The following is a 25549-nucleotide window of genomic DNA, read 5'->3' on the forward strand; positions in this document are numbered from 1 at the left end:
GCGTGGCGGTTTGCTTCTGCGCCGCGGCCAGCGCAACGATTTGCCGCTTGACCCGATCAAGCTTGGCGTTGGCCGTGGCCTCCTGCTGCTTGCGCGCGGCATCGCCGGGCGGCGCGTTCTGCGTCACGGCCAGCGTCAACGGCGCGAACAACAGCAGGGCAAGGGCGACGAAGGGGCGCGGCAGATTCATGTGCTGGGATTATGGCAAACACGCACCCATCGATTGCGCACTTTTGGCGCCGCGATCCTTCGTGCACGCATACGCGCGTCGCGCGTGAACGACGGCTCGTAAGCTGGGTATCGCGAGGTTCCCCTGTTCCGCCCGGCTGCTGCCGCGCGCGTGGCTTCCCCATCGGGAAGACTCCCCTTCGCATTGCTCAACAGACAAAACCATCACGTCAGCGCCGACCCGGCCCGATGTGCGCCACGACCGACCGTGCGCGCTCAAAGCTGCACGCCCAGTTTCCCCAGCAGCCACAGCATCAGCCCGTACGACGCCACCGCCAGCGCCGCGGCGGCGAGCAGCGCCAGCCAGAAATTCCAGCCCGCGCGCAGCAGTGCCGGCAGCAGCAGAAACAGCGGCAGCGAGGGCAGCACCAGCCAGAACACGCCACTCGAGAGCGCCGCCACGCGCGCGCGGTCGCCGGTTTCCAGGTACAGCCAGATGAAGGCCAGCAGCGAGGTCAGCGGCAAGGAAGCCAGCAGCGCGGCCCAGAAACTGCTGCGCCTGGCGATCGCGGAAATCGCCACGATCACCACTGCGGTCAGCAGCACCTTGAGAGCGTATTGCAGCATGCGCGCAGCTTAGTGTGACGGTGCGACGTGAGCCAGCATTGGCGCCGCAACGCGCACGCGGCGCTGCCGGGCGGGATTGGTGATGCGCTGACGATCCCAGGAAGCCATGGCGCATGCTGTGCCCGGCGATCGTGCCGATCAAGCCCGGGACGGGTGAGCGTTGCATGCCCCAGATGGAAGAGGTTGCGCGCCATGCCGTGTCATGGCTCGGGCACTCAGGATGCCAGCGCCTGCTTGCTCGCATGCGCGGCACGACGCGCGGCGCGGCGTGCGCGGCGGCGCTGGCTGGTACGGTCGAACAGCAGATAGATCGCCGGGGTGCTGAGCAGGGTCAGCGCCTGCGAGAACAGCAGACCGCCGACCAGGGCGATGCCCAGCGGGCGGCGCAACTCGGCGCCGGCGCCGAAGCCGATCGCTAGCGGCAGCGCCGAAAGCATGGCCACCATGGTGGTCATCATGATCGGGCGGAAGCGCACCAGGCAAGCCTCGCGGATGGCATCGATCGGTGCCAGGCCGCGTTCACGCTCGGCGGCGAGCGCGAAGTCCACCATCATGATGGCGTTCTTCTTGACGATGCCGATCAGCAGCACGATGGCGATGATCGAGACGACCGACAGTTCGGTGTTGGTGATCAGCAGCGCCAGCATGGCGCCGAAGCCGGCGGCGGGCAGGGTGGAAAGAATCGTGATCGGGTGGATGAGATTTTCGTAGAGCATGCCGAGCACGATGTACACCGCCAGCAGCGCGCCCAGCAGCAGCAGTGGGGTGCTGTTCTGCTGTTCGGTGAAGCGGCGGAAATCGCCGCCGAAGCCGCCATGGATGTCGCCGGGCAGGCGCAGGTTCTTCATCAACTGGTTGATCGCCGCATAACCGGCACTCATAGCCACGTTGGGAGCGAGATTGAAGCTGACGCTGACCACCGGGAACTGGCCCTCGTGGTCGACCTCGGTGGGTGCCAGGCCGGGTTTGAGCGTGGCCACGGCGGTGATCGGCACCATGCCGCCGGAACTGCTTTGCACATACAGGCGCTTGATCGACTCGGGCGTGGCCGCCATCGACGGCATGGCATTGAGCACGACTTGATATTGGTTCATGTCGGTGTAGATGGTGCTGATCTGGCGTTGGCCGAAGGCGTCGTACAGCGCGCCATCGATGGCGCCGATGCCGATGCCGAGGCGCGCGGCGGTATTGCGGTTGATATCCAGCGTCTCGCGCAGGCCCGCGCCGTCGAGGCTGGTGCTGACATCGGTGAAGATCTTCGACTTGCGCATCGCCGCGGCCAGTTTCGGCGTCCACGCTTCCAGTTCGGCGTAGTTGTCGCCCTTGAGGTTGTAGCTGTACAGGGTTTTGCTGTTGCCGCCGCCGGGACCGCCGATGTCCTGCACCGGACGCAGAAACACCGAGATGCCGGGCACGCGCGCGGTGGCCAGACGCAGTTGGTTCATGACCTGCTCGGTGGTCTGGCTACGGCCATCGCCCAGCGGCTTGAGGTTGATCAGCAAGGTGCCGGTATTGCCGCTGCCGTGCCAACTGCCGAGGCGCGAGCCGACGCTGGCCACGTTGGGATTGTCCTGCACGATTTTCGCCACGCGCTGCTGCAGTTGCATCATCACCTCGGGTGAGATGTCGGCGCCAGCTTGCGTGGAACCCTGGATGGCGCCGGTGTCCTGCTGCGGGAAGAAGCTCTTCGGGATCACCACCATCAGCGCGATGGTGAGCAGCAGCAGCAGCGGTACCTGCGCGGCCAGCAGGCGCGGATGGCGCAGCGCCCAGTCCAGCGCCTTGGCGTAGCGTGCGCGCAGGCCCTCGTGGAAAGCCTCCAGCTTGCGTCCCAGGCGCGAGGTGTCGGACCGCGGCGGGTGCGCGCGCAGAAACTGTCCGCACAGCGAGGGCGTCAACGTCAGCGACACCATGGCCGAGATCAGGATCGCCGCCACCAGCGTCACCGAAAACTCGCGGAACAGCATGCCGAAGAAGCCGGTCATGAACAGCAGCGGCGCGAACACCGCCACCAGCGACACGGTGATCGAGACCACGGTGAAGCCGACCTCGCGCGTGCCGGCCAGCGCGGCGTCCATCGGGCGCAGGCCTTTCTCCAGATGGCGGTGGATGTTCTCGATCACCACGATGGCATCGTCGACGACGAAACCGATCGCGATCACCAGCGCCATCAGCGAGAAGTTGTCCAGCGTATAGCCGAGCAGGTACATGACGATGAACGCACCGGTCACCGACAACGGCGCGGCCAGCGCGGCGATCAGCGTCGGCGCCCAGCGGCGCAGGAACAGCAGCATGACCATGATCACCAGACCGAGGCTGATCAGCAGGGTGATCTGCACCTCGTTCACCGAGGCGCGGATGGTCGGCGTGCGGTCGAAAAACGGCGTCAGCTTGACCCCGGCGGGCAAGTCCGGGGTGAGTTGCGGCAGCAGCGCGCGCACCTTGTCAACGATGGCGATGACGTTGGCGTCGGCCTGCTTGCGGATCATCAGCAGGATCGCGCGCTGGCCGTTGTACCAGGCCGCCTGGTACTGGTCCTGCTGGCCCGAGTAGACGTGCGCGATGTCCTTGAGCCGCACCGGCACGCCGTCGCGCACCGCGACGATGGCATTGGCGAACTGATCGGGCTGGGTCATCGACGTGTTGGCGTTGATCGCCAACTGGGTGTCGCCGTCGGACAGATAGCCCATCGGCTCGATCACGTTGGCCGCGACCAGCGCGTTGCGCACCTGGTCGCCGGTCAGGCCCATGGCGGCCATGGCGCGCAGGTTCAGATCCACGCGCACCGCCGGCGTGGCGCCGCCGTTGATGTCCACCTGCGCCACGCCTGGAATCTGCGAGATGCGTGGCGATAGCGTGGTGTCGGCGTAGTTGTAAAGCTGCGACAGTGGCTGCGTGGTGCCGGTCAGCGCCAGGATCAGCACTGGCGCGTTGTTGGGGTTGGCCTTGCGGTAGATCGGCGGCACGCGCAGGCTACTGGGCAGATCCGGTGCGGCAGCATTGATCGCCGCCTGCACGTCGCGCGCCTTGTTGTCGACGTTGGTGCCGACGTTGAACAGCATGACGATGAAGCTGGAACCTTCCGAACTGAACGAATTCAGCGTGTCGATGCCGCTGATCTGGCCGAGATGCCGCTCCAGCGGCGCGGCCACGGTGTTGGCCATGTTGCGTGCGTCGGCGCCAGGCACGCTGGCCTGCACGAAGATCGCCGGAAATTCGAGGTTGGGCAGCGGCGCCACGCCCAGCAGGAAGTAGCAGATCATGCCGATCACCAGCACGCCGGCGGCCAGCAGCGAAGTGCCGACCGGGCGTTTGATGAAGGGCGCCGAGATGTTCATGCCACGCTGCCGTCCACGTTGACGCGGCGCACGCCGTGCGCGCGCAGCCATGCCGCGAAGCGTTCGAGGTACAGATAAATCACCGGCGTGGTGTACAGCGTGACCATCTGCGACAGCAGCAGACCGCCGACGATACTGATGCCCAGCGGGCGCCGCAGCTCGGCGCCGATGCCGGTGCCCAGCGCCAGCGGCAGCGCGCCCAGCAGCGCCGCCGCGGTAGTCATCATGATCGGGCGGAAGCGCAGCAGCGCGGCGCGGCGGATGGCGTGTTGCGGCGTCATGCCATCGCGCTGCGCGACGATGGCGAAGTCCACCATCATGATGGCGTTCTTCTTGACGATGCCCATCAGCAGGATGATGCCGATGATGCCGTCGATCGACAGCGGCAGACCGAACAGCATCAGCGACAGCAATGCGCCGACGCCGGCCGAGGGCAGCGTGGACAGGATCGTCAGCGGGTGGATGTAGCTCTCGTAAAGCACGCCCAGCACGATGTAGATCACCAGGATCGCCGCCAGGATCAGCAGCACCTCCTGACTGAGCGAGGACGAGAATTCGGCCGCCGAGCCGATGAACCCGGCGCGGATCGAATCCGGCAATTGCATCTGCTGCTGCACGCGGTTGATCGCATCCACCGCCTGCGACAGCGAATAGCCCGCCGCGAGATTGAACGACAGCACCACCGCCGGCATCTGGTCGAGATGGCTGACCACCAGCGGCGCCGTGGTTTCCCTGGCGCGCACCAGCACGCTCAGCGGCACGGTGTCGCCGCCACCAATGTTGATGCCGGTGTTGCTGAGGCCGATGCCGGTGGCGGTGGAAGTATTGCTGGAAACGGCCTGACCGAAGCTGGTGGCGTTGCTGCCGGTCAGCGCGCCGCTGCCGTTGCTGCGCACGGTGAGCTGATCGAGCAGGGAGGTGACGTTGCGGAACTGCGGCGCCACCTCGAGGATCACGCGGTACTGGTTGAGCTCGGTGAAGATGGTCGAGATCTGGCGCTGGCCGAAGGCATCGTAAAGCGTGTCGTTGATGGTCTGGATCGGCACGCCCAGACGGCTGGCGTTGGCGCGGTCGATCTGCAAATCCAGCTCGCGACCGCGATCGGCGAGATTGCTGTCCACATCGGCCAGCTCGGGCAGTTTGTGGAAGGCCGCGGACATGCGCGTGGCGTACTGGTCCAGCGCCGTGGCGTCCAGCGAGCGCAGCACGTACTGGTATTGCGTGGCGGCCACGCGCGTATCCAGGGTCACGTCCTGCACCGGCTTGAGATACAGCGCCACGCCGGGCACGCCGGCGGCGCTGCGCTGCAGGCGCGCGACGATGCTGGCGAGGCTGGAGCGCTCCGCGCGCGGCGTCAGCACGATGCTGACCTGGCCCTGGTTGAGCGTGGGGTTGGTATCGCCGATGCCGACGAATCCGGCCACGCCAGCCACCTCGGGATCGCGGCGCACCGCCGCCATCACCGCCTGCATGCGCCGTTCCATGGACGGAAACGCGATGCTCGGGTCGGCTTGCACCACGCCGGTGATCAGGCCGGTATCCTGCTCGGGCAACAGGCTCTTGGGGATGACGATGTACAGGTACACCGTCACCACGACGCTGAGCGCGAAGATGACCATGAGCGTGCGCTGGTGCTCGAATACCCAATCCAGGCTGCGCTCGTAGGCGCCGAGCATGCGCGCGAAGAAACCGCGCGGCCCGCCATCGGCGGCGTGCTGCAGTGGCAGCGCGCCGGGCTTGAGCAGATACGCGCACAGCATCGGCGTGAGCGTCAGCGAGATCACCGCCGACAGCGCCACCGCGATCGTCAGCACCCAGGCGAACTCGTGGAACAGGCGCCCGGTCACGCCCGGCATCAGCAGCAGCGGCAGGAACACCGCGATCAGCGACACCGTCAACGAGATGATGGTGAAGCCGATTTCCCTGGCGCCGATCTCGGCGGCCTCGCGCGGCTGCTTGCCCTGCTCGATGTAGCGCACGATGTTCTCGATCATCACGATGGCATCGTCGACCACGAAGCCAGTGGCCACGGTCAGCGCCATCAGGGAGAGGTTGTCCAGCGAGAATCCGGCGAAGGCCATCACGCCGAAGGTACCGATCAGCGACAGCGGCACCGCCACGCTGGGAATCACCGTGGCCCACAGTCGGCGCAGGAACACGAAGATCACCATCACCACCAGCACGATGGCCAGCAGCAGGGTGAACTCGACGTCGGCCACCGAGGCGCGGATGGTGATGGTGCGGTCGGCGAAGATGCCGAGGTTGACTCCGGCCGGCAGTAGCGCGCGCAGTGTCGGCAGCTCGGCGCGGATCGCCGCCACCGTTTCCACGATGTTGGCGCTGGGCTGGCGGCGGATGTCCAGCAGCACCGCCGATTTGCCATTGGCCCATGCGGCGACCTGGTCGTTCTCGACGCCGTTGACCACGCTGGCGACTTCACTGAGCCGCACCGGCGCATCGTTGACGTAGCTGATGATCAGGTTCTGGTAGGCGGCGGCGTCGGGCAACTGGTCGTTGGCGCCGATGGTGAAGCTCTGCGTGCTGCCGTTGAGATTGCCAAGAGGCGCGTTGACGTTGGCCTGGGTGATGGCGCTGCGCACGTCTTCCAGGGTGAGGCCGAGGTTGGCCAGTGCCGCGGGATTGACCTGGATGCGTACCGCCGGCTTGATGTTGCCCTCGACGCTGACCAGGCCCACGCCCGAGATCTGCGCCAGCTTCTGCGCGAGGATGCTGTCGGCGTAATTGGTCACCTCGCGCACCGGCAGGGTGTTGGAAGTCAGTGCCAGAGTGAGGATCGGCGCGTCGGCCGGATTGACCGCGTTGTACACCGGTGGGTAGGGCAGCGCCGCCGGCAGCGTGCCGCGCGCGGCGTTGATCGCGGCCTGCACGTCCTGCTCGGCATTGGCGATATCGCGGCTCTGGGTGAACTGCAGGCTGATCACCGACAGCCCCTGCGAGCTGTTCGAGCTCATCATGGTCAGGCCGGAAATCTGCCCGAACTGACGCTCCAGCGGCGTGGTCACCAGGCGCGCCATGGTCGATGGGCTGGCGCCCGGGTACTGCGTGGTCACCTGCAGGCTGGGCGCCTCGACGTTGGGTAGCGCCGCCACCGGCAAGGTGCGATAACCGAAGATGCCGAACAGCAGCAGCGCCACCATCAACAGCGAGGTGGCGATGGGCCGGCGGATGAACAGCGTCGAGATGCCCACGCCCGCGTTTGGCTCTGCCTCAGCCATGGTGGCCGCGACCGCTGCGCGCGCCGGCCGCGGTGGTCTTGGGCATCGGCGGTTCCTCGCCGGGCGCCAGCGGGATCACCTTGCTGTCCTGCTTGAGTCGGAACTGGCCTTCGGTGACCACGCGCACACCGGCGCTGAGGCCCTTGCTGATCAGGGTCTGGCTGGCGCCGGCTTCGCCGCCGGTGGTCACCGGCTGCATCTTCACCGTCTTGTCGGGCTGCACCGCGAATACGTAGTCACCATCGGGACCGCGCTGCACTGCCTGCGCCGGCACCACCAGCGCGTCGTGCAGCGTGCCCAGTTGCAGGCGCACGTTGACGAACTGCCCCGGCCACAGCGTATCGGTGGGGTTGGCGAACTCGGCCTTGAGCTGGAACGTCGAGGTGCTGGTATTGATCTGGTTGCTGATCACCTTGAGCGTACCGGTGGCGATCACCTTGTTGCTGCTGCGATCCAGCGCCGCGACCTGTAGCGCGCCCTTGGTCATGCCATCACGCACGGCTTCGATGTTCTGTTGCGGCAGGTTGAACAGCACACTGATCGGGTGGATCTGGGTCAGCACCACGATGCCGCCGCTGGTGGTCGGGCCGACTACGTTGCCGACGTCCACCAGACGCAGTCCGGCCACGCCGTCGATCGGCGCGCGGATAGTGGTGTAACCCAGTTGTACCCGCGCGCTGTCCAGTGCGGCCTTGTCGGCCAATACGGCGGCCTGATACTGACGCACGGTCTGTTCCTGCGCCTGCAGGGTTTGCGCGGCGACGTATTGTTTCTTGCCCAGGTTCTCGTAGCTGGATGCCAGATACCTCGCCGCGCTCAGCAGTGCCTGATCCTGCGCCAGCTTGCCTTGCGCCTGTTCCACGGCGGCCTGGTAGGTGCGTGGGTCGATTTGCGCGATCACGTCGCCCTTCTTGATCTCCTTGCCTTCCTTGAAGTCGACCGAAACCAGTTGTCCGGTGACTTGCGGCACCACGGTGACCGTGTTCAGCGCACTGACCGTACCCAGCGCGGTCAGGTACACCGGCACGTTTTCACGCGTGGCCGGCACCACGGTGACCGGGATCGGTGCATCTTCGCCCATGCCGCGCTGGGAACCGGTGGGGCGACGCACGATGCGATAGCCAATGATGGCGACCACCAGCACGACCACGATAATCGCGACGATTTTCCAGCGTGACATGGCGCTTCCTGGGATGGGGCATGGGTGCGAGCTTGATCCGGACAAGTGTAGGGCCGTGCCGCCTGCGCGTGCGCGGCCCTGCCATCAGTCATGCCGCGTCGCAAGCCAATTGCAAACTTGCGCGCAGGCATTGTGAATACGCGCAGATCCGCTCAAGCCATGGACGGATTGTCGTCGCGCCTTGCTTGCGTGGAAATGGCGAACGCAGCGTCGGCATCGCGCGTGGGCAGCGCTGCGCGCGTGTCCCAGCACTCGACGCCGGCGAGGTACCGCAACAGCTCGCCGACGCGACCCTCGGACACCATCTCCTCGGCGGTGCGGTAGGCGAACACTGTCAGCGGCATGTGCCGGAACCAGTCACGCGCGGCGGCGCGACCGCCACCGAGGCGCGTGGCGCAATCGAGCACGGCGCGCGCATCGCGCATGTAGCGCTGCAGGCGCGCATCGAGCGGCTTCAGCGCCGGGGTCTCCGGTGCGACGTTGGCGTATTCGGCGAGATGGCGCAGGCCGATACCGAGGCCGCGCGCGAAGTTGCGCGGATCAATTCCCGCGACGTTGCCGGTGGCTGGGATAATGCGTGTCGTGCAAGACATGGGGAACTCCGGATGCAGGCGCCGGCAGTTGCGGCGTGGCGAGTTGATTGTTGAGAAGGCGCTCTCTTGGCACTTTCGCGGGTGCGGTGCGTTGTGGGCGCCTGCGGCATCCGCCCCGCGTCGCTGCGGCTGCGCGCACGCAGGTCGACAACTGCACTGTAGGTGCGCGGCGCGTGCGCTCTGGATGCTGGGCGTGTCGGGATGTAACGGTTCGTTGCGCCGTTGCCACCGCAGCGCGATGCTGCGCTGCGCCATGCGCCGCGCGCGGGCCTACAATCGCACCATGGTTGCCGTGTCGCCTGCTGCGCCCGACTTGCAGCGCATCGCTGTGCTGGATCAGCGCCTGACCGCCGCGGTGCGTGGTGTGCGCATCCTGCGCACGGTGGCGCTTGCGCCCGCCCAAGCCGCGCCTTTTCTGGCCGCGCACGCTGCCGGACGCCTGCGCATGCCACAGCCGGATTATCGTCCGCCGGATTTGTCCGCCGCGCGCGCCGAGCTGGATGCGATCCTCGCCGCGATTCCGCACGCGCATCCGCTGGGTGGCTATTTGCAGCGTGCCGCCAGCGCATGGCGCAGCGCCACGTTGATGCTGGAGGCGGTGGGCACACCCGCCGCCGGCGCGCTGTCGGCGCAGCTTTACGGCAGTCCACAGGATGTGATTCCCGGCACCGCGCTGAGCAGCGCCGCGGCGGCGCGCGAGTTTGTCGCGGTGGCCGCCGAACTGGGCGGCGTGCTGGAAGACACGGTCGCGGCGCACGATATCGACGCCGCCACGCTGCAGGCCGAGCTGCGCGTGGCGCTGGATGCGTTCTTCGGCGCCGGCGTGGTGGCGGTCGAACTGGATGAGGAACTCGCCGCCAAGGCCGCCGCCGGCGCCAGCCGCATTCGCTTGCGCAGCGGCTCGCGCTTCAGCGCCTACGACCGTCACCAGTTGCTGGCGCATGAAGCTTTTGTGCATACGCTGACGGCCCGCAATGGCATGTTGCAGCCGGCGCTGGGTTCGCTGGCGCGCACCAGTCCGCACGTCACCGCGACCCAGGAAGGTCTGGCGGTATACGCCGAGCTGATCTCTGGCGGCATGGATCTGGCGCGCCTCAAGCGCATCAGCTTGCGCATCCTCGGCATTGAACGGGCTCTGGCCGGCGCCGATTTCATCGAGGTGTTCCGCTTTTTCCTCGATCAGGGTCACGATGCCGCCGACAGCTACAGCTCCACCGCGCGCATCTTCCGCGGTGTGCCGCTGACGGGCGGTCATGCCTTCGCCAAGGACACCGTGTACCTGCACGGCCTGCTCAGCGTGCACACGTTTTTCCGCTGGGCGCTGCGCGGGCGCCGACTGAGCCTGCTGCGGCGCCTGTTCGCCGGCAAGATGGCGCTGCGCGACGCGCTCGATTTCGAGCCATGGTTCGATACCGGCTTCATCGCCGAGCCGCGCTACCTGCCGCCGTGGATCGCAGGCATGCAGGGGCTGGCAGGCAGCCTGGCGTTCTCGCTGTTCGTCAACCGCATTCCCATGGGCGAGGTCAGCGCTGCCAGCTGGCGCGAGCCGGCTGCCGGCTGAATCGCCTCGCGGCTGCTGCTGTGCAGCGTTCGGCGCGCGTGCCGCGCTTGTAGAATGCACGATTGTTTTTCGCGTCGCGGCGCCATGGCCGCGCCCCACATGAGCCTATCCGACGAACTGAAACAGGCCGCGCTGGAGTACCACCGCCAGGCGCCAGCCGGCAAGATCAGGGTCACCTCCACCAAGTCGCTGCTGACCCAACGCGACCTCGGTCTGGCCTATTCACCGGGCGTGGCGGCGGTGTGCGAAGCGATCGTGGACGATCCCACCAGCGCCGCCACGCTGACCGCGCGCGGCAATCTGGTGGCGGTGATCAGCAACGGCACCGCGGTGCTGGGCCTGGGCGCGATCGGTCCGCTGGCGGCCAAGCCGGTGATGGAAGGCAAGGCCGTGCTGTTCCAGAAATTCGCCGGCATCGACGTGTTCGACATCGAGATCGACGAGCGCGATCCGGACAAGCTGGTCGAGATCATCGCCAGCCTGGAGCCGACCTTCGGCGGCATCAACCTGGAGGACATCAAGGCGCCGGAGTGTTTCATCGTCGAGCGCAAGCTGCGCGAGCGCATGCGCATCCCGGTATTCCACGACGATCAGCACGGCACCTCGATCATCGTCGGCGCGGCGGTGCTCAACGCCCTGCTGGTGGTCGGCAAGGACATCGCCAACGTGCGCGTGGCGGCCTCGGGCGCCGGCGCCGCCGGCATCGCCTGCCTGGACATGCTGGTCAACCTCGGCGTCAAACCCGAACACATTCTGGTCAGCGACAAGAATGGCGTGCTGTACCAGGGTCGCCCCGATCTGGATCCGCAGGGCGCGCGCTACGCACGCGACACCGCGGCGCGCACGTTGGCCGAAATCGTCGTTGGCGCCGATGTTTTCCTCGGCGTGTCCGCTGGCGGCGTGCTCAGGCCGGAAATGGTCGCCAGCATGGCGGCGCGGCCGATCGTGCTGGCGCTGGCCAACCCCACGCCCGAGATCCAGCCCGACGCGGCGCGCGCGGTGCGCCCGGATTGCATCATCGCCACCGGGCGCTCGGACTTTCCCAACCAAGTCAACAACGCGCTGTGCTTTCCGTACATTTTTCGCGGCGCGCTGGACGTCAGCGCCAGCACCATCAACGAGGCGATGAAGGTTGCCTGCGTGCGCGCCATCGCCAAGCTGGCGCGGCGCGAGGCCAGCGATGTGGCCGCGCGTGCCTACGGTGGCAAGGCGCCGCATTTCGGCCCCGACTACATCATTCCGACGCCGTTCGATCCGCGCCTGCTGGTCGAGCTGGCGACGGCGGTGGCGCAGGCGGCGATGGATTCCGGCGTGGCCACGCGCCCGATCGAGGACATGGCCGCGTACCGCGAGCGCCTGAGCAGTTTCGTGTTCCGCACCGGCTGGGCGATGAAGCCGGTGTTCGCGCGCGCCAAGGCCGAGCCCAAGCGCGTGGTGTACACCGAGGGCGAGGAGGAAACCATCCTGCGCGCGGTGCAGACCGTGGTCGAGGAGGGCTTGGCGCGACCGGTTCTGCTCGGTCGCCCCGAGGTGATCACCAGGCGCATCGAGCGCATTGGCCTGAATCTGCAGCCGGGGCGCGATTTCGAGCTGGTCAATATCCACTCCGATCCGCGTTTCAACGATTACTGGCAGCAATACCATCAACTGGCTGAGCGCCGTGGCGTCACCCCGGCGCTGGCCAAATCGCTGGTGCGTTCGCGCGGTACGCTGATCGGGGCGCTGATGCTGGCGCGCGGCGAAGCGGACGCGATGATTTGCGGCATGGTTGGCCGTTTCCAGAAGAAGCTCGAACACTTGCTTGAAGTGCTGCCGCTGGACCCAGGCATCAGTGCGCTCGCGGCGATGAGCGCGGTGGCCAACGACAAGGGCCTGACGTTTTTCCTGGATACGCACGTGCAGGAAAACCCCAGCGCCGAGCAGATCGCCGAGGCGACCCTGCAGGCGTCCTTGCGCCTGAAGCTGTTCGGCATCACCCCGCGCATCGCGCTGCTGTCGGTGTCCAACTTCGGCAGCCGCAATACGCAGGGCGCGCTGAAGATGCGCCGCGCGCTGGAGCTGATCCGCGCGCACGTGCCGCGGCTCGAGGTCGAGGGCGAGATGCAGGCCGACACCGCGCTCAACCCCGAGATCCGCGAGCGCCTGTTTCCGAATTCCAATCTCAAGGGCCCGGCCAATGTATTCGTGCTGCCGGATCTGGAAAGCGCCAACATCAGCTTCAATCTGGTGCGCAGCATGACCGATGGCGTGGTGATCGGGCCGATCCTGATGGGCTTGTCACGGCCGGTGCATATCCTGACGCCGGCCTCCACGGTGCGGCGCGTGGTCAACATGACCGCGATCGCCTGCGTCGAGGCGCAGATCCGCGCCGCGGCCAAAGGTTGAGCGGCCAAGGTAGGGCGGCCAAGCGCCGAGCATGCGTGACATGACACGCGCGGATCGCGTGCGTCGCGCTAAAATATCGACGTTGCGTGATGCCGCAGCACGCGTGCCCGCAATGCCCATTCCCCCTTGGTGCCGTGGCCGCGGCACCATTGCCGCCGAGGCGGTATTTGCGGCGCGGTAACGCGGCGCGGAGCATGACCATGGACCCGATCACCGACATCCTGCAGCAGGATCCCGACCCCTCCGAAACGCGCGAGTGGGTGGAGTCCATCGATGCCATCCTCGAACGTGGCGGCCCGCCGCGCGCGCACTACCTGCTGGAGCGCATGGTCGACCAGACGCGCCGTGCTGGCGGCATGCTGCCGTTCGCGCCGACCACCGAATACATCAACAGCATCCCGCCCGAGCGCGAGGCCAAGAGCCCCGGCGATGCCGCGCTGGAGTGGCGCATTCGCTCGATCATCCGCTGGAACGCGATGGCCATGGTGCTGCGCGCCAATCGCAAGCCGGGCGAGCTGGGCGGTCACATCGCCAGTTTCGCCTCCAGTGCCACGCTGTACGACGTGGGCTTCAACCACTTCTGGCGCGCGCAGGGCAAGGATCACCCCGGCGATCTGATCTGCTTCCAGGGACACTCCAGCCCCGGCGTGTACGCGCGCGCGTTTCTCGAAGGGCGCATCGACGCGGATCGGCTGGACCACTTCCGCATGGAAACCGGCGGCCAAGGGCTGCCCTCGTACCCACATCCGTGGCTGATGCCGGATTTCTGGCAGTTGCCCACGGTGTCGATGGGCCTGGGCCCGATCCAGGCCATCTACCAGGCGCAGTTCCAGAAATATCTCGAGCATCGCGGGCTGATGCCCGGGACCGACCGCAAGATCTGGTGCTTCCTTGGCGATGGCGAAACTGACGAGCCCGAATCGCTGGGCGCGATCGGCCTGGCCGGACGCGAGCGGCTGGACAACCTGATCTTCGTGATCAACTGCAACCTGCAGCGGCTGGATGGCCCGGTGCGCGGCAACGGCAAGATCATCCAGGAACTCGAAGGCCAGTTCCGCGGCGCCGGCTGGAACGTGCTCAAGCTGATCTGGGGCAGCTACTGGGATCCACTGCTGGCGCGCGACAAGGACGGCATGCTCAAGCGCCTGATGATGGAAACCGTGGACGGCGAGTACCAGGCCTGCAAGGCGTTTGGTGGCGCTTACACGCGCGAGCATTTCTTCGGCAAGCATCCCGAGACCAAGGCCATGGTCGCCAGCCTGTCCGACGCGGATATCTGGCGCCTCAATCGCGGCGGCCACGATCCGCACAAGGTCTACGCTGCGTACCACGCCGCGATGCACAGCGCGGGCATGCCCACGGTGATCCTGGCCAAGACGGTCAAGGGTTACGGCATGGGCGATGCCGGCGAGAGCCAGAACATCACCCACCAGCAGAAGAAAATGGACACCACCGCGGTGCGCGCCTTCCGCGACCGCTTCAATATCCCGATCGCCGACGACAAGGTCGACGAGGTGCCTTATTACCACCCCGGGCCGGATTCGCCCGAGGTCCAATACCTGCGCGCGCGCCGCGAAGCGCTGGGCGGCCCGCTGCCCAGTCGCCGCCGCAAGGCCGATCATGCGCTGACCGCACCGGGTCTGGATGCGCTCAAGCAGATCACCCAGGGCACCGGCGAGCGCGAGATCAGCACCACCATGGCCTTCGTGCGCGGCCTCAACCTGCTGCTGCGCGACAAGGATATCGGCCCGCGCATCGTGCCGATCGTGGCCGACGAGGCGCGCACCTTCGGCATGGAGGGCATGTTCCGCCAGATCGGCATCTACACCCCATTCGGCCAGAAGTACCGCCCGCAGGACGCCGACCAACTGATGTACTACCGCGAGGACCAGTCCGGCCAGGTGCTGCAGGAAGGCATCAGCGAGCCCGGCGGCATGGCCGCGTGGATGGCGGCGGCATCGAGCTATTCGTTCCAGAATCTGCCGATGCTGCCGGTGTACATCTACTACTCGATGTTCGGTTTCCAACGCATCGGCGATCTGGCCTGGGCGGCGGGCGACATGCGCTGCCGCGGATTCCTGATTGGCGGCACCGCCGGGCGCACCACGCTCAACGGCGAAGGCCTGCAGCATGAGGATGGCCACAGCCACCTGCTGGCCGCGGCCATCCCCAACTGCCACGCTTACGATCCGACCTTCAGCTACGAGGTGGCGGTGATCCTGCAGGACGGCGTGCGGCGCATGCTGACCGAACAGGAGGACGCCTACTGGTATCTGACGGTGATGAACGAGAACTATGCGCACCCGGACATGCCGGAAGGCGTGGCCGAGCACATCGTCAAGGGCATGTATCTGTTTCGGGACTCGGGACAGAACGGCCGGGACTCGGGGAAGGCCAAAGGCAAAGGCAAGTCCGATGCTGCGCCGCGCGTGCAACTGCTGGGCTCGGGCACGATCTTTCGCGAGGTCATCGCTGCCGCCGAGTTGCTGGACAAGGACTTTGGCGTCAAGGCCGATCTGTGGAGCTGCCCCAGCTTCACCGAACTCGCGCGCGAGGGCATGGACTGCGAGCGCCACAACCGCCTGCACCCGCTGCAAGCGCCGCGCACGCCCTTCGTCGCGCAACTGCTTGCAGGGCACGATGGCCCGGTGATCGCCGCCACCGATTACGTGCGCGCTTTCGCCGAGCAGATTCGCGCCTACCTGCCGTATGCGCGCCGCTACGTGACGCTGGGCACCGATGGCTTCGGGCGTTCGGACACACGCGCGCACTTGCGCGCGTTTTTCGAAGTCGACCGACACTGGATCGCGCACGCGGCGCTGGCGGCACTGGCCGCCGAGGGCGCGGTCAAGCCGCAGGATGTGGTGCGCGCCATCGAGATCTACGGCCTCGATCCGTCCAAGCCGCTGCCGTTGCACGCTTGATGCGCGCTCCTGCCTTAGCTGTGCTGTGCGCCGCCGCGCTGCTGCTGGCCGGTTGCGAGCATGGCCCCACCGCGGCGCAACGCGCGGCCGCCGCGCAGGCGCGGGCCGCGGCGCAGCGCGTGGCGCAGGCGCAGCAGGAGCTCAAGCTCTACCACGAGGTGCTCGCGCGCCATGACGTGCAACTGGCGGCCTCGCTGGGGCGCGAGATCGAGCGGCGTTATGCCGGCACGCCGGCCGCCGGCGAGGTTGGCAAGACCTTGCCGGCCATCGCCGCCGAGGCCGCCAAGCTGGCGCACGCGCAGCGCCTCGCCGCGCTATGGGATTACCAGACCGGCGTGCCCATGGAAGGCGGCACGCAGAACACCGCCTCGATCAACGACACGCGCAGCGACGGCAGTCAGGGCAACATCCAGTTGATCCTGCGTCGCCACAGCGCCTGGGGCCAGAGCGTGTATTTGTACGCTCAGGCTCCGGGCTTCGTGTGCAAGGGCCTGTGCCGCATCGAACTGCGCGTGGATGGCGGCAGGCCGCAGGCCTGGGCCGCCTATCTGCCACCCACCGGCGAGCCGGCGCTGTTCATCAAGGACGATCGGCGCTTCATCAGCATGCTGGAGAAGGCGCAGATCGTCGAACTGCGCGTGGACTTGAAGCAGGGCGGCGTGCGCACGCTGAAATACGAAGTGGGCGGTTTCAAGCCTGCAAGCTTTCCGCCGCTGGCGAAGAAAGGCTGATGGGGCTCAAGGCACCACGGTGACTGGAATCTGGCTGTGCTCGACCACTTCGTTCATCACCGAGCCCAGCAGCCAGCGCGCCAGCGTGCCGCGGCCGCTGTTGCCGATCACCAGATGGTCAAAGCTGCCTGACTTGACCTCGGCCAGCAGCACGTCGCCGGCCGAGCCGGGCACGACCTTCCATGCGGCCTTGACACCGGCTTGCGCGGCGCGCTCCAGCACTTTCTGCGACAGCCCCGGATGCAGCGCGGTGCTGTCAGCCATCAGTGAAGCGGTGGCCTCGGGGCTTCCGGCCGGCAGCACGGCGGCATAGACCACCTGCAACTGGCAGCCGAAGCCTTGCGCCAGCTTCAGCGCGAACTCCAGCGCGCGCTGCGCGGCGGGCGAATCGTCGTAGCCGACCAGAATTTGCTTGAGCATGGCGTCGTTCCAGATGACAGTCGCACCATGATGCGCGTATTGACGGCGCTGCTCCAGGCATGCGCGCCTTGCAGGCTCTGCATCATGATCGAGAGCGGGCGCTTGTAGTCGCGAGCGGTCGCCATGAGGCGACTGTTGACTGCATTTCCGGTGTTGTGACTCGCAGCGCCGAGCGTGCCCGCGCCAGAACTTGCGAAATCGGCAAATTTGCCGAGTGATGCGTATCGGCCTCTTCACGCCACGCTGACGCAACGGCGCTAGCATGCCTTCACTCTGTTCGGATTGGAGATCGATCATGCGTCGTCTGCTCATCATGTTGTTTGCCCTGTGCCTGTTGCCCATATTGGCCGCGGCCGCCGAAACCATGCCCCAGGTCGGGCGGATGGCACCGGGCTTCAAGCTTGAGGACCAACACGGCCACTGGAAATCGCTCGACCAATATCGTGGCCAATGGCTGGTGCTGTATTTTTATGTCAAGGATTTCACGCCGGGTTGCACCACCGAGTTGCGCAATTACCGCGACGATTATGCGGCGCTGCGCAAAGAGGGTGCACAAGTATTGGCGATCAGCATTGGCAGCGTGAAATCGCATGCCGCGTTCGCCATGAAATATCACGCGCCGTTCCCCATGCTGGCCGATACCAACCTCAAGGTAGCCAAGGAATACGGTGATGGTGTACTGATCTCGAGGAATGGCATGAAGTACGCCGCGCGCACCACTTTCATCATCGCGCCCGATGGCCGCATCGCCAAGATTTACACCGACGTCAATCCAGCCAATAACCCACACCAGGTGCTGACCGAGTTGCCCAAGCTGAAAGCGGCTTACGGCAAGGCCTGAAGCGACTCGGAATCGTCATTGGAAAGTGTGCATCGGTAGCCGGCAGCAGCTAGTCGATGATCGCGCGCGCATGCGCCGCAGGCATGCTGCGCGCTGCGCTGCGCGGAATATGCCCGCATGCTTGAGACCGGTAGTCCACTTGCCTCAAGCGCCAGCGCTGTGATGGATGACAGGCACGAGCCAAGGCCTTAGCCTTCTACGAGTCACGAGTCACGAGTCACGAGTCACGAGTCACGAGTCACGAGTCACGAGTCACGCGGTCATGCCGCATCTGGAGTCGACATGGCCGCCGTGCCGACGCGTCAGTTTCGCTACTACGACCTGATCCTCGGTGCCTTCGTGTGCGTGCTGTTGTGCGCGAACCTGATCGGTCCGGCCAAGATCGCCGAGGTGCATGGCATCGATTTCGGCGCCGGCGTGCTGTTCTTTCCGATCTCGTATCTGTTCGGCGACATCCTCACCGAGGTCTACGGCTACGCGCGCTCGCGGCGGGTGATCTGGTCGGGCCTGGCCGCGCTGGTGTTCGCATCCTTGATGAGCGCGGTGGTCGTCGCGTTGCCGCCCGCGCAGGGCTGGCACGACCAGGCCGCCTACGAAACCATCTTCGGCCAGACCCCACGCATCGTCATCGCCTCGATCACGGCGTTCTTCGTGGGCGAGTTCGTCAATTCCTTCGTGCTGGCCAAGATGAAGATATTCACCGCCGGTCGCTGGTTGTGGACGCGCACCGTCGGCTCGACCGTGTGCGGCGAGGGCGTGGACACGCTGGTGTTCTACCCGGTCGCGTTCCTGGGCGTATGGAGCGGGTCGCTGCTTGGCAAGGTGATGCTGTTCAACTACATCGCCAAGGTGTTGTGGGAGGTGCTGGCCACGCCACTGACCTACCGCATCGTCGCCTTCCTCAAGCGCGTCGAGCGCGAGGACTACTACGACCGCGACACCGATTTCACCCCGTTCTCGCTGCGCGTGACGCGTTAACGTTGCAGCGTGGCGGCACGACCGGCTTTGACAGTTGTTCTGGAGTAAGGCAGATGACGATTCTTCTCGATGACGACGATCTGGATCGGTTGCCGGCCGTGGAAATGGCGCTGGCAGCGATGGAGGAAGCGTTTCTCGAGCGGGATCAGGGCCGGCTGGTATCGCCACCGAGATTTCAGGTGCCTTTTGATACATTGGGCAATCTCGTTTTTACGGTGGGCGGCAATCTTGGCTCGAATCCGCTGGCCGGGTTCCGCGTCTACAACACGTTTCATGGCCAGGCTGATTCGCAACTGACGGCCGTCTGGTCAGCCGGGGACGGAGAACTTCAAGGCATTGTTGTCGGCAGCCGATTGGGACAGATTCGTACCGGCGCGATCGGCGGCGTTGCCATTCGCCACATGAGCCCACCATCCGCCAAGGTGATGGGCATCATCGGCAGCGGTCCGCAGGCTCGCATGCAGCTTGAGGCGGCCGCATTCGTTCGTGCTCTCGAACATGTGCGCGTCTTCAGCCGCAGCGAGCATGGTCGCAAGAACTTCGCGGATGAAATGTCCCGGGCGCTGAGTCTGCGGGTGGAAGCGACAGACAGCGCACACGCGGCCGTGGACGGCGCCGACATTGTCGTATGCGCAACGAGTAGTCCATCGCCAGTCATTGATGCCCAATGGCTCAAGCCAGGCGTTCACATCAATACGCTCGGACCCAAGACTGTCGACCAGCATGAGCTGGGCCTGGATGTGGCGGAGATGGCCGATGTGATAGCTACCGATTCCTGCGAGCAGGCAGGGTCGTATCGCGCTCCTTTTTTCCTGAGCGGCTCGTCGAGCGAGGGCAGGCTCGTCGAGCTGGCGGCGATCGTCAGTGGCAAGATAGCGGTCAGGCCGAGCGGGGCCGAAACTACCTTGTTCTGCTCGGTAGGACTCGCGGGTACGGAAGTCCTTTTGGCTTCCAGACTACTTGCAGCGGCGCAGGCGTGTTAGTGCGATTGATCACCCGCGGCTGGCGCACAACCTGTCCTTCTTGCGGCGTGTGCGGCGCCGAATGATGGCCCCCACTTGAAAAAAAGCCCATGGGGTGATCCCAAGGGCTGCATTGCAAGGGCTGCATTGAAAGATTGCAACAGATAGTCGGAACGGATAGCGGCACGGCGGGGTTTTTTGTGCGCGGGATGCGCTTAGTGCATCGCCAGCAACGGAATCAGCAACAGCGCCACGATGTTGATGATCTTGATCAGCGGATTGATCGCCGGGCCGGCGGTGTCCTTGTAGGGATCGCCGACGGTGTCGCCGGTGACGGCGGCCTTGTGCGCTTCCGAGCCCTTGCCGCCGAAGTGGCCGTCCTCGATGTACTTCTTGGCGTTGTCCCAGGCACCACCGCCGGTGGTCATCGAGATCGCCACGAACAGGCCGGTGACGATGGTGCCGATCAGCACGCCGCCGAGCGCCTCCGGGCCGAGCAGGAAGCCGACCAGGATCGGCACCACCACGGGCAGCAGCGAGGGGATGATCATCTCCTTGATCGCCGATTTGGTGAGCATGTCCACCGCGCGCGAGTAATCGGGCTTGGTGGTGCCCGCCATGATGCCCGTGATCTCGCGGAACTGGCGGCGCACCTCCTCGACCACCGCGCCAGCCGCGCGTCCGACCGCTTCCATTGCCATCGCGGCGAACAGGTACGGCACCATGCCGCCGATCAGCAGGCCGATGATGACCATGTGGTTGGACAGCGAGAAGTCGAAGGTCTGCTGCGCCATGCCGGTGGCCAGCGCGTGCGCCTTGGCGGCGATGTCGAGGTTGTGCGTGTAGTCGGCGAACAGCACCAGCGCGGCCAGCGCCGCCGAACCGATGGCGTAGCCCTTGGTCACCGCCTTGGTGGTGTTGCCGACCGCGTCCAGCGGATCGGTCACCGCGCGCACTTCCGGCGGCAGGCCGGCCATCTCGGCGATGCCGCCGGCGTTGTCGGTGATCGGGCCATACGCGTCCAGCGCCACGATCACGCCGGACATCGACAGCATGGTCGAGGTGGCGATGGCGATGCCATACAGGCCGCCCGCCCAGAACGCCCCACCGATGGCCAGGCAGATCGCCAGCACCGGCAGCGCCGTGGCCTTCATCGATACACCCAGACCGGCGATGATGTTGGTGCCGTGGCCGGTGGTCGAGGCCTTGGCCACATGCTGCACCGGCTTGTACTCGGTACCGGTGTAGTACTCGGTGATCCACATCAGCACCAGCGTCAACACCGGGCCGGTGAGCGCGGCGATGAAGATGCCATCGACGCTGATGCCGGCGATGCCGCTCATCATCGCGCGGGTGATGAACCAGAACGCGATCACGGTGAGCACGCTGGTCACGATCACCGCCTGCCACAGCGCGCCCATGATCTTGCCGCCGGGCTTGACCCGCGCCAGCACCAGGCCGATCACCGAGGCCAGGATCGACACGCCGCCCAGCACCAGTGGATAAATCACCGGTGCCGAACTCAACGCGCCGAACAACAACCCGCCGACCAGCATCACCGCGATCTTGCTCACCGCGTAGGTCTCGAACAGATCCGCGGCCATGCCGGCGCAGTCGCCGACGTTGTCGCCGACGTTGTCGGCGATCACCGCCGGGTTGCGCGGGTCGTCCTCGGGAATACCGGCCTCGACCTTGCCCACCAGATCGGCGCCGACGTCGGCGCCCTTGGTGAAGATGCCGCCGCCCAGGCGCGCGAAGATCGAGATCAGCGAAGCGCCGAAGGCGAGGCCGATCAGCGCATGCAGCGCGGCTTCCTCGGTATGCCCGAACCAGGTGGTGAGAATGTAGAAGTAACCGCTGACGCCGAGCAAGGCCAGACCGGCGACCAGCATGCCGGTGATCGCGCCACCGCGAAACGCCACCTTGAACGCCGCCGGCAGCCCGCTGCGCGCGGCCTCGGCGGTGCGCACGTTGGCGCGCACCGACACATTCATGCCGATGTAGCCGGTGGCGCCGGAGAGGATCGCGCCGATGGCAAAGCCGAGCGCCGTGCCCCAGTTCAGAGCGAAGCCGATGACCACGAACAGCACCACACCGACCATGCCGATGGTGGTGTACTGGCGATTGAGGTAGGCGCGCGCGCCCTCCTGGATGGCCGCGGCGATCTCCTGCATGCGCGCATTGCCGGCCGGCTGCGCCAGCACCCAGCGCGTCGTCACGATGCCGAAGAGAATCGCCACGACCGCGCAAGCCAGCGCGATCTCAAGACCATACTGTTGCAGCATCGACCCCTCTCCCGTGTTGATGGATGGCCGCCCGGCTGGGCGGCCGCGCGAGTATAGGCAACGATCGGTGCGGTGCCTTGACGCGGCGCAAAAGCCGCGGCGCGTTTTACAGCTCGTCAAGCTCCGTCAGACGCGTGCGCCGCATCAGCCAGGCCACGCCGCGCACATCGGACAGCCCCACCCACAGACGGTTCCACATGCCGTACTTGGACACGCCGCGCGTGCGCGGGCGGTGCGCCACCGGCACGCTCTGACAGGCATGGCCGGCGCGGCGCACCAGCGCCGGCAGGAAGCGGTGCATGTGATCGAAATACGGCAGGCCCAGGAATATCTCGCGCTCGAACAGCTTGAGGCCGCAGCCGGTATCCGGCGTGGCATCGCGCAGCAGACGCGCACGCACGCCGTTGGCGATCTTCGATGAGATGCGTTTGGAAAAACTGTCGCGGCGCGTGGTGCGCCAGCCGGCGAAAAGTTTGATTTGCGGCACTGCCGCGGCGCGAGCCGCGAGCAGCCTGGGGATGTCGGCGGGATCGTTCTGGCCGTCGCCATCGAGGGTGGCGATCCACGCGCCGCGCGCCGCGCGCACGCCGTTCCAGACCGCGGTGCTCTGCCCACTTTGCGCGCGGTGGCGCAGGATGCGCAGCTCGGGAAATTGCGCGCGCGCCGCCTGCAGCACGACCAGCGTGTCATCGCGGCTGGCGTCATCGACATATATGATCTCGAACGCGCCGTGGCCGCGCAGCGCCGCGGCGATCTCGCGCAGCAGCGGCAGGATGTTGTCGCGCTCGTTGAACACGGGCACGACCACGGACAAGGGCACGGCGGCAGAATCGGTCACGGCGCGGGCAGCACGGCAAGCGGCCCGCGATTATCGCCGATCACGCGCGTCGGCCGTGGCCGCGCATCACCGGCGCAGCTTGGCGAGCAGCCCGTCGAGCGCATCGAGGTTGTGATAGTGCAGCACCAGTTTGCCGCGACCGCCGCGGGCACTCAGCAGCTCGACGCGCGTGGCCAGGCGCTCGGACAGCTCGCGCTCGAGCACGGCGAGATCGGCATCGCGTGGTTTGCGTGCGGCCGTTTTGATCGCGGCGATGGGCGCGCTCTGCGCCAGACGCGCGGCGGCCTCGAGTTCGCGTACCGACCAATGTTGCGTCGCCGCCCGCTCGGCGAGACTCACCGCGAGTTTTTCCGGCAGCGTGGCCAGCGCGCGCGCGTGACCCATGTCCAGGCTGCGCGTATCCAGCAATGCGCGAATGCGCGCCGGCAGCTCCAGCAGACGCAGCAGGTTGGATACCGCCGCGCGCGAGCGCCCCACCGCATCGGCCACCTGCTGGTGGGTGAGTCCGAATTCGTCGATCAGGCGCTGTAGCGCGTCGGCTTCCTCCAGCGGCGAGAGATCCTCGCGCTGGATGTTTTCGATCAGTGCCATGGCCAGCACGGTCTGTTCGGATACCTCGCGCACCAGTGCCGGCACCTCGCCGAGACCGGCGCGCTGCGCCGCGCGCCAGCGGCGTTCGCCGGCGATCAGCTCGTAGCGTCCGTGCGGCAGCGCGCGCACCACGATCGGCTGGATCATTCCCTGCGCTTTCAGCGAGGCGGCTAGTTCTTCGAGCGCGGCCTCGTCGAAGTTGCGCCGCGGCTGGTATCTGCCGGCCTGGATCGCGCCGACCGCGAGCGAGGCCAGCGTGCCATCGCCGCCGCCGGATGCGGACTCGTCGGCCTGCCCGAGCAGGGCATCGAGGCCGCGTCCCAATCCGCGTTTCTTCGCCGCCATGACGATTCCTCAGCAGGGGCCGTGCGCGCGTGCGCGCAACAGCGGGTTGAACGTTCTGGGATGTGCGCGCGTCGCGAGCATCAGTGCATGGGCGCGCTGGCGCCCTGGTGCTGGCGCTCGCGGCGGATCATCTCGCCGGCGAGGCCGAGATAGGCCAGCGCGCCGCGCGATTCGCGGTCGTACAGGTTGATCGGCTTGCCGTGGCTGGGCGCCTCGGCCAGACGCACGTTGCGCGGGATGATCGAACGCAGCAGCAGTTCGCCGAAGTGCCGGGTGAGCTGTGCTGACACGTCGTTGGCGAGGTTGTTGCGCACGTCGTACATGGTGCGCAGCAGACCGTCGATCTGCAGTTGCGGGTTGAGCCTTTTTTGCACCGCGGCGATGGTCTCGCGCAAGCTGGCCAGTCCTTCCAGCGCGAAGTATTCGCACTGCACCGGGATCAGCACGCCGTGCGCGGCGGTGAGCGCGTTGAGGGTGAGCAGGTGCAGCGTCGGCGGGCAGTCGATGAGGATGATGTGATAGCGCTCGCCCAGCTTGGCCAACTGCTCCTTGAGGCGCATCTCGCGCGCCAGCGCATCCATCAGCTTGAGTTCGGCCGCGGTCAGGTCACTGTTGCCGGGGAGCAGGTCGTAACCGGCTTCGGTGCTGATGATGGCGCGCTCGATCGGCACTTCTTCCAGCAGCACTTCGCAACCGGTCGCCTGCACGGCGCGCTTGTCCACGCCCGAAGCCATGGTGGCGTTGCCCTGCGGATCAAGATCGACCAGCAGCACCTTGCGGCGCGCCTCGGCCAGCGCCGCGGCTAGATTGACCGCGGTGGTGGTCTTGCCGACCCCACCTTTTTGATTGGCGATGGCGATGATGCGCGTCATGGAGTCGCCCGTGTTCCCCGATTCAGTCTGCGGATGATCACTACATGCCGTGCGGCGTCCAGGCCTGGCACGCTGAGCGGCAATGTCTCGGCAGCATAACCGGCTGGCAGTGCCGCCAGCTCATCGGCGGGATATTTGCCTTTCTGCGCGAGCCAGGTGGCGTTCGGCGTGAGCAGATGTCCACCCCAGCGCAGCATGTCGGGCAAACTGGCGAAGGCGCGCGCGGTGAGGGTATCGAAAGTGCCGCTCAGTGCCTCGACGCGCAAGTGCGCGACTTCCGCGTTCAACGCGAAGGCATCAACCGCGGCCTGCAGAAAGCGCGCCTTCTTGCCGTTGCTGTCGACCAGGGTCACGTGCAGATCGGCGCGCGCCAGTGCCAGCGGAATCCCCGGCAGGCCTGCGCCGCTGCCGAGGTCGGCCAGCCGCGTACCCTGCACATGCGGTAGCAGCACCAGCGAATCGAGCAGGTGGCGCGTGACCATGGCGCTGCGCTCGCGCACCGCGGTCAGGTTGGTGCGCTGATTCCACTGGTCCAGTAGCGCCAGATAATCGAGCAGGCGCTGCTGCGTCGCCGCGGGCACGGCGTCGCCCAGCCCCAGCGTATGCAGGCCAGCGGCGAGTATCGAGGCGGGAGTGTTCTGGGATGACATGCGGGCGCGCGCGGCACAAGCCGC

General features: G+C 66.4%; 19 protein-coding genes. 7 read left to right on the forward strand and 12 right to left on the reverse strand.

Annotated features, from left to right (window positions below; all coding sequences use genetic code 11):
- From ACYDAT_RS10095 to ACYDAT_RS10120, 6 genes are all read right to left on the reverse strand, one after another.
- Positions 1-190 (reverse strand): hypothetical protein (locus tag ACYDAT_RS10095; RefSeq protein ID WP_461449902.1); only part of this gene is annotated, 190 nt, incomplete at its 3' end.
- Between the two features lie 254 nt (positions 191-444).
- Positions 445-795: a DUF3147 family protein gene (locus ACYDAT_RS10100; protein WP_461439300.1), complete on the reverse strand. Its 351-nt coding sequence runs from the start codon at positions 793-795 to the stop codon at positions 445-447.
- 215 nt (positions 796-1010) lie between these two features.
- Positions 1011-4133, reverse strand: a complete 3123-nt coding sequence (locus tag ACYDAT_RS10105) for an efflux RND transporter permease subunit (RefSeq protein ID WP_461439299.1) — start codon at positions 4131-4133, stop codon at positions 1011-1013.
- Entirely contained in the window at positions 4130-7342 is a 3213-nt protein-coding gene (locus ACYDAT_RS10110) for an efflux RND transporter permease subunit (RefSeq protein WP_461440979.1), read from the reverse strand. Before ACYDAT_RS10110 ends, ACYDAT_RS10105 begins: the two co-directional genes overlap by 4 nt.
- 19 nt (positions 7343-7361) lie before the next feature.
- Complete coding sequence (locus ACYDAT_RS10115; RefSeq protein ID WP_461439298.1) at positions 7362-8549, reverse strand: efflux RND transporter periplasmic adaptor subunit; 1188 nt, start codon at positions 8547-8549, stop codon at positions 7362-7364.
- A 152-nt stretch (positions 8550-8701) separates the two neighbouring features.
- Positions 8702-9142, reverse strand: coding sequence for a hypothetical protein (locus ACYDAT_RS10120; protein ID WP_461449904.1), 441 nt, complete (start codon positions 9140-9142; stop codon positions 8702-8704).
- Between the two features lie 283 nt (positions 9143-9425).
- Between ACYDAT_RS10120 and ACYDAT_RS10125 the strand changes: the two genes are divergently transcribed.
- The 4 genes from ACYDAT_RS10125 to ACYDAT_RS10140 all read left to right on the forward strand — a co-directional run bounded on the left by ACYDAT_RS10125 (position 9426) and on the right by ACYDAT_RS10140 (position 16743).
- On the forward strand, positions 9426-10703 hold the full coding sequence (locus ACYDAT_RS10125; protein ID WP_461449906.1) for a tyrosine/phenylalanine carboxypeptidase domain-containing protein: 1278 nt from the start codon (positions 9426-9428) through the stop codon (positions 10701-10703).
- Between the two features lie 99 nt (positions 10704-10802).
- Positions 10803-13088, forward strand: coding sequence for an NADP-dependent malic enzyme (locus tag ACYDAT_RS10130; protein WP_461439295.1), 2286 nt, complete (start codon positions 10803-10805; stop codon positions 13086-13088).
- Between the two features lie 200 nt (positions 13089-13288).
- Positions 13289-16012, forward strand: a complete 2724-nt coding sequence (gene aceE, locus ACYDAT_RS10135) for a pyruvate dehydrogenase (acetyl-transferring), homodimeric type (RefSeq protein ID WP_461449908.1) — start codon at positions 13289-13291, stop codon at positions 16010-16012.
- The gene (locus ACYDAT_RS10140) at positions 16012-16743 is read left to right on the forward strand and encodes a hypothetical protein (protein ID WP_461439293.1); all 732 of its coding nucleotides are present in this window, start codon (positions 16012-16014) and stop codon (positions 16741-16743) included. Before aceE ends, ACYDAT_RS10140 begins: the two co-directional genes overlap by 1 nt.
- A 6-nt stretch (positions 16744-16749) precedes the next feature.
- On the opposite strand, the gene ACYDAT_RS10145 is transcribed toward ACYDAT_RS10140, so the two are convergent.
- Positions 16750-17163: a universal stress protein gene (locus ACYDAT_RS10145; protein WP_461449910.1), complete on the reverse strand. Its 414-nt coding sequence runs from the start codon at positions 17161-17163 to the stop codon at positions 16750-16752.
- Between the two features lie 295 nt (positions 17164-17458).
- Here ACYDAT_RS10145 and ACYDAT_RS10150 point away from each other — a divergent pair, with 295 nt between their 5' ends.
- The 3 genes from ACYDAT_RS10150 to ACYDAT_RS10160 all read left to right on the forward strand — a co-directional run bounded on the left by ACYDAT_RS10150 (position 17459) and on the right by ACYDAT_RS10160 (position 19965).
- Positions 17459-18004, forward strand: coding sequence for a peroxiredoxin (locus tag ACYDAT_RS10150; RefSeq protein ID WP_461449912.1), 546 nt, complete (start codon positions 17459-17461; stop codon positions 18002-18004).
- A 282-nt stretch (positions 18005-18286) separates the two neighbouring features.
- Positions 18287-18982, forward strand: a complete 696-nt coding sequence (locus ACYDAT_RS10155; protein WP_461439290.1) for a queuosine precursor transporter — start codon at positions 18287-18289, stop codon at positions 18980-18982.
- Positions 18983-19035: 53 nt separating this feature from the next.
- Complete coding sequence (locus ACYDAT_RS10160) at positions 19036-19965, forward strand: ornithine cyclodeaminase family protein (protein ID WP_461449914.1); 930 nt, start codon at positions 19036-19038, stop codon at positions 19963-19965.
- Between the two features lie 194 nt (positions 19966-20159).
- Here the strand turns inward: ACYDAT_RS10160 and ACYDAT_RS10165 are convergent, their stop codons facing one another.
- The 5 genes from ACYDAT_RS10165 to rsmG all read right to left on the reverse strand — a co-directional run bounded on the left by ACYDAT_RS10165 (position 20160) and on the right by rsmG (position 25525).
- Positions 20160-22229 (reverse strand): sodium-translocating pyrophosphatase, encoded by a 2070-nt coding sequence (locus ACYDAT_RS10165; RefSeq protein WP_461449916.1) that lies wholly within the window; start codon positions 22227-22229, stop codon positions 20160-20162.
- A gap of 106 nt (positions 22230-22335) precedes the next feature.
- The gene (locus tag ACYDAT_RS10170) at positions 22336-23049 is read right to left on the reverse strand and encodes a glycosyltransferase (protein ID WP_461449934.1); all 714 of its coding nucleotides are present in this window, start codon (positions 23047-23049) and stop codon (positions 22336-22338) included.
- An 84-nt stretch (positions 23050-23133) separates the two neighbouring features.
- Positions 23134-24003 carry a ParB/RepB/Spo0J family partition protein gene (locus tag ACYDAT_RS10175; protein WP_461440304.1) on the reverse strand — a complete coding sequence of 290 codons (870 nt, stop codon included), beginning with the start codon at positions 24001-24003 and terminating at the stop codon, positions 23134-23136.
- Between the two features lie 80 nt (positions 24004-24083).
- Entirely contained in the window at positions 24084-24875 is a 792-nt protein-coding gene (locus ACYDAT_RS10180) for a ParA family protein (protein WP_461440303.1), read from the reverse strand.
- Positions 24872-25525, reverse strand: coding sequence for a 16S rRNA (guanine(527)-N(7))-methyltransferase RsmG (gene rsmG, locus ACYDAT_RS10185; RefSeq protein ID WP_461440302.1), 654 nt, complete (start codon positions 25523-25525; stop codon positions 24872-24874). Before rsmG ends, ACYDAT_RS10180 begins: the two co-directional genes overlap by 4 nt.
- Between the last annotated feature and the right edge of the window lie 24 nt (positions 25526-25549).

The organism is Metallibacterium sp., from assembly GCF_054637675.1.

Excerpts from the sequence above, each read along its gene's own strand:
- ACYDAT_RS10100 (WP_461439300.1), bottom strand. The coding sequence starts at position 795 with ATGCTGCAATACGCTCTCAAGGTGCTGCTGACCGCAGTGGTGATCGTG.
- ACYDAT_RS10105 (WP_461439299.1), bottom strand. The coding sequence starts at position 4,133 with ATGAACATCTCGGCGCCCTTCATCAAACGCCCGGTCGGCACTTCGCTG.
- ACYDAT_RS10115 (WP_461439298.1), bottom strand. The coding sequence starts at position 8,549 with ATGTCACGCTGGAAAATCGTCGCGATTATCGTGGTCGTGCTGGTGGTC.
- ACYDAT_RS10120 (WP_461449904.1), bottom strand. The coding sequence starts at position 9,142 with ATGTCTTGCACGACACGCATTATCCCAGCCACCGGCAACGTCGCGGGA.
- ACYDAT_RS10125 (WP_461449906.1), top strand. The coding sequence starts at position 9,426 with ATGGTTGCCGTGTCGCCTGCTGCGCCCGACTTGCAGCGCATCGCTGTG.
- ACYDAT_RS10130 (WP_461439295.1), top strand. The coding sequence starts at position 10,803 with ATGAGCCTATCCGACGAACTGAAACAGGCCGCGCTGGAGTACCACCGC.
- aceE (WP_461449908.1), top strand. The coding sequence starts at position 13,289 with ATGGACCCGATCACCGACATCCTGCAGCAGGATCCCGACCCCTCCGAA.
- ACYDAT_RS10140 (WP_461439293.1), top strand. The coding sequence starts at position 16,012 with ATGCGCGCTCCTGCCTTAGCTGTGCTGTGCGCCGCCGCGCTGCTGCTG.
- ACYDAT_RS10145 (WP_461449910.1), bottom strand. The coding sequence starts at position 17,163 with ATGCTCAAGCAAATTCTGGTCGGCTACGACGATTCGCCCGCCGCGCAG.
- ACYDAT_RS10150 (WP_461449912.1), top strand. The coding sequence starts at position 17,459 with ATGCGTCGTCTGCTCATCATGTTGTTTGCCCTGTGCCTGTTGCCCATA.
- ACYDAT_RS10155 (WP_461439290.1), top strand. The coding sequence starts at position 18,287 with ATGGCCGCCGTGCCGACGCGTCAGTTTCGCTACTACGACCTGATCCTC.
- ACYDAT_RS10160 (WP_461449914.1), top strand. The coding sequence starts at position 19,036 with ATGACGATTCTTCTCGATGACGACGATCTGGATCGGTTGCCGGCCGTG.
- ACYDAT_RS10165 (WP_461449916.1), bottom strand. The coding sequence starts at position 22,229 with ATGCTGCAACAGTATGGTCTTGAGATCGCGCTGGCTTGCGCGGTCGTG.
- ACYDAT_RS10175 (WP_461440304.1), bottom strand. The coding sequence starts at position 24,003 with ATGGCGGCGAAGAAACGCGGATTGGGACGCGGCCTCGATGCCCTGCTC.
- ACYDAT_RS10180 (WP_461440303.1), bottom strand. The coding sequence starts at position 24,875 with ATGACGCGCATCATCGCCATCGCCAATCAAAAAGGTGGGGTCGGCAAG.
- rsmG (WP_461440302.1), bottom strand. The coding sequence starts at position 25,525 with ATGTCATCCCAGAACACTCCCGCCTCGATACTCGCCGCTGGCCTGCAT.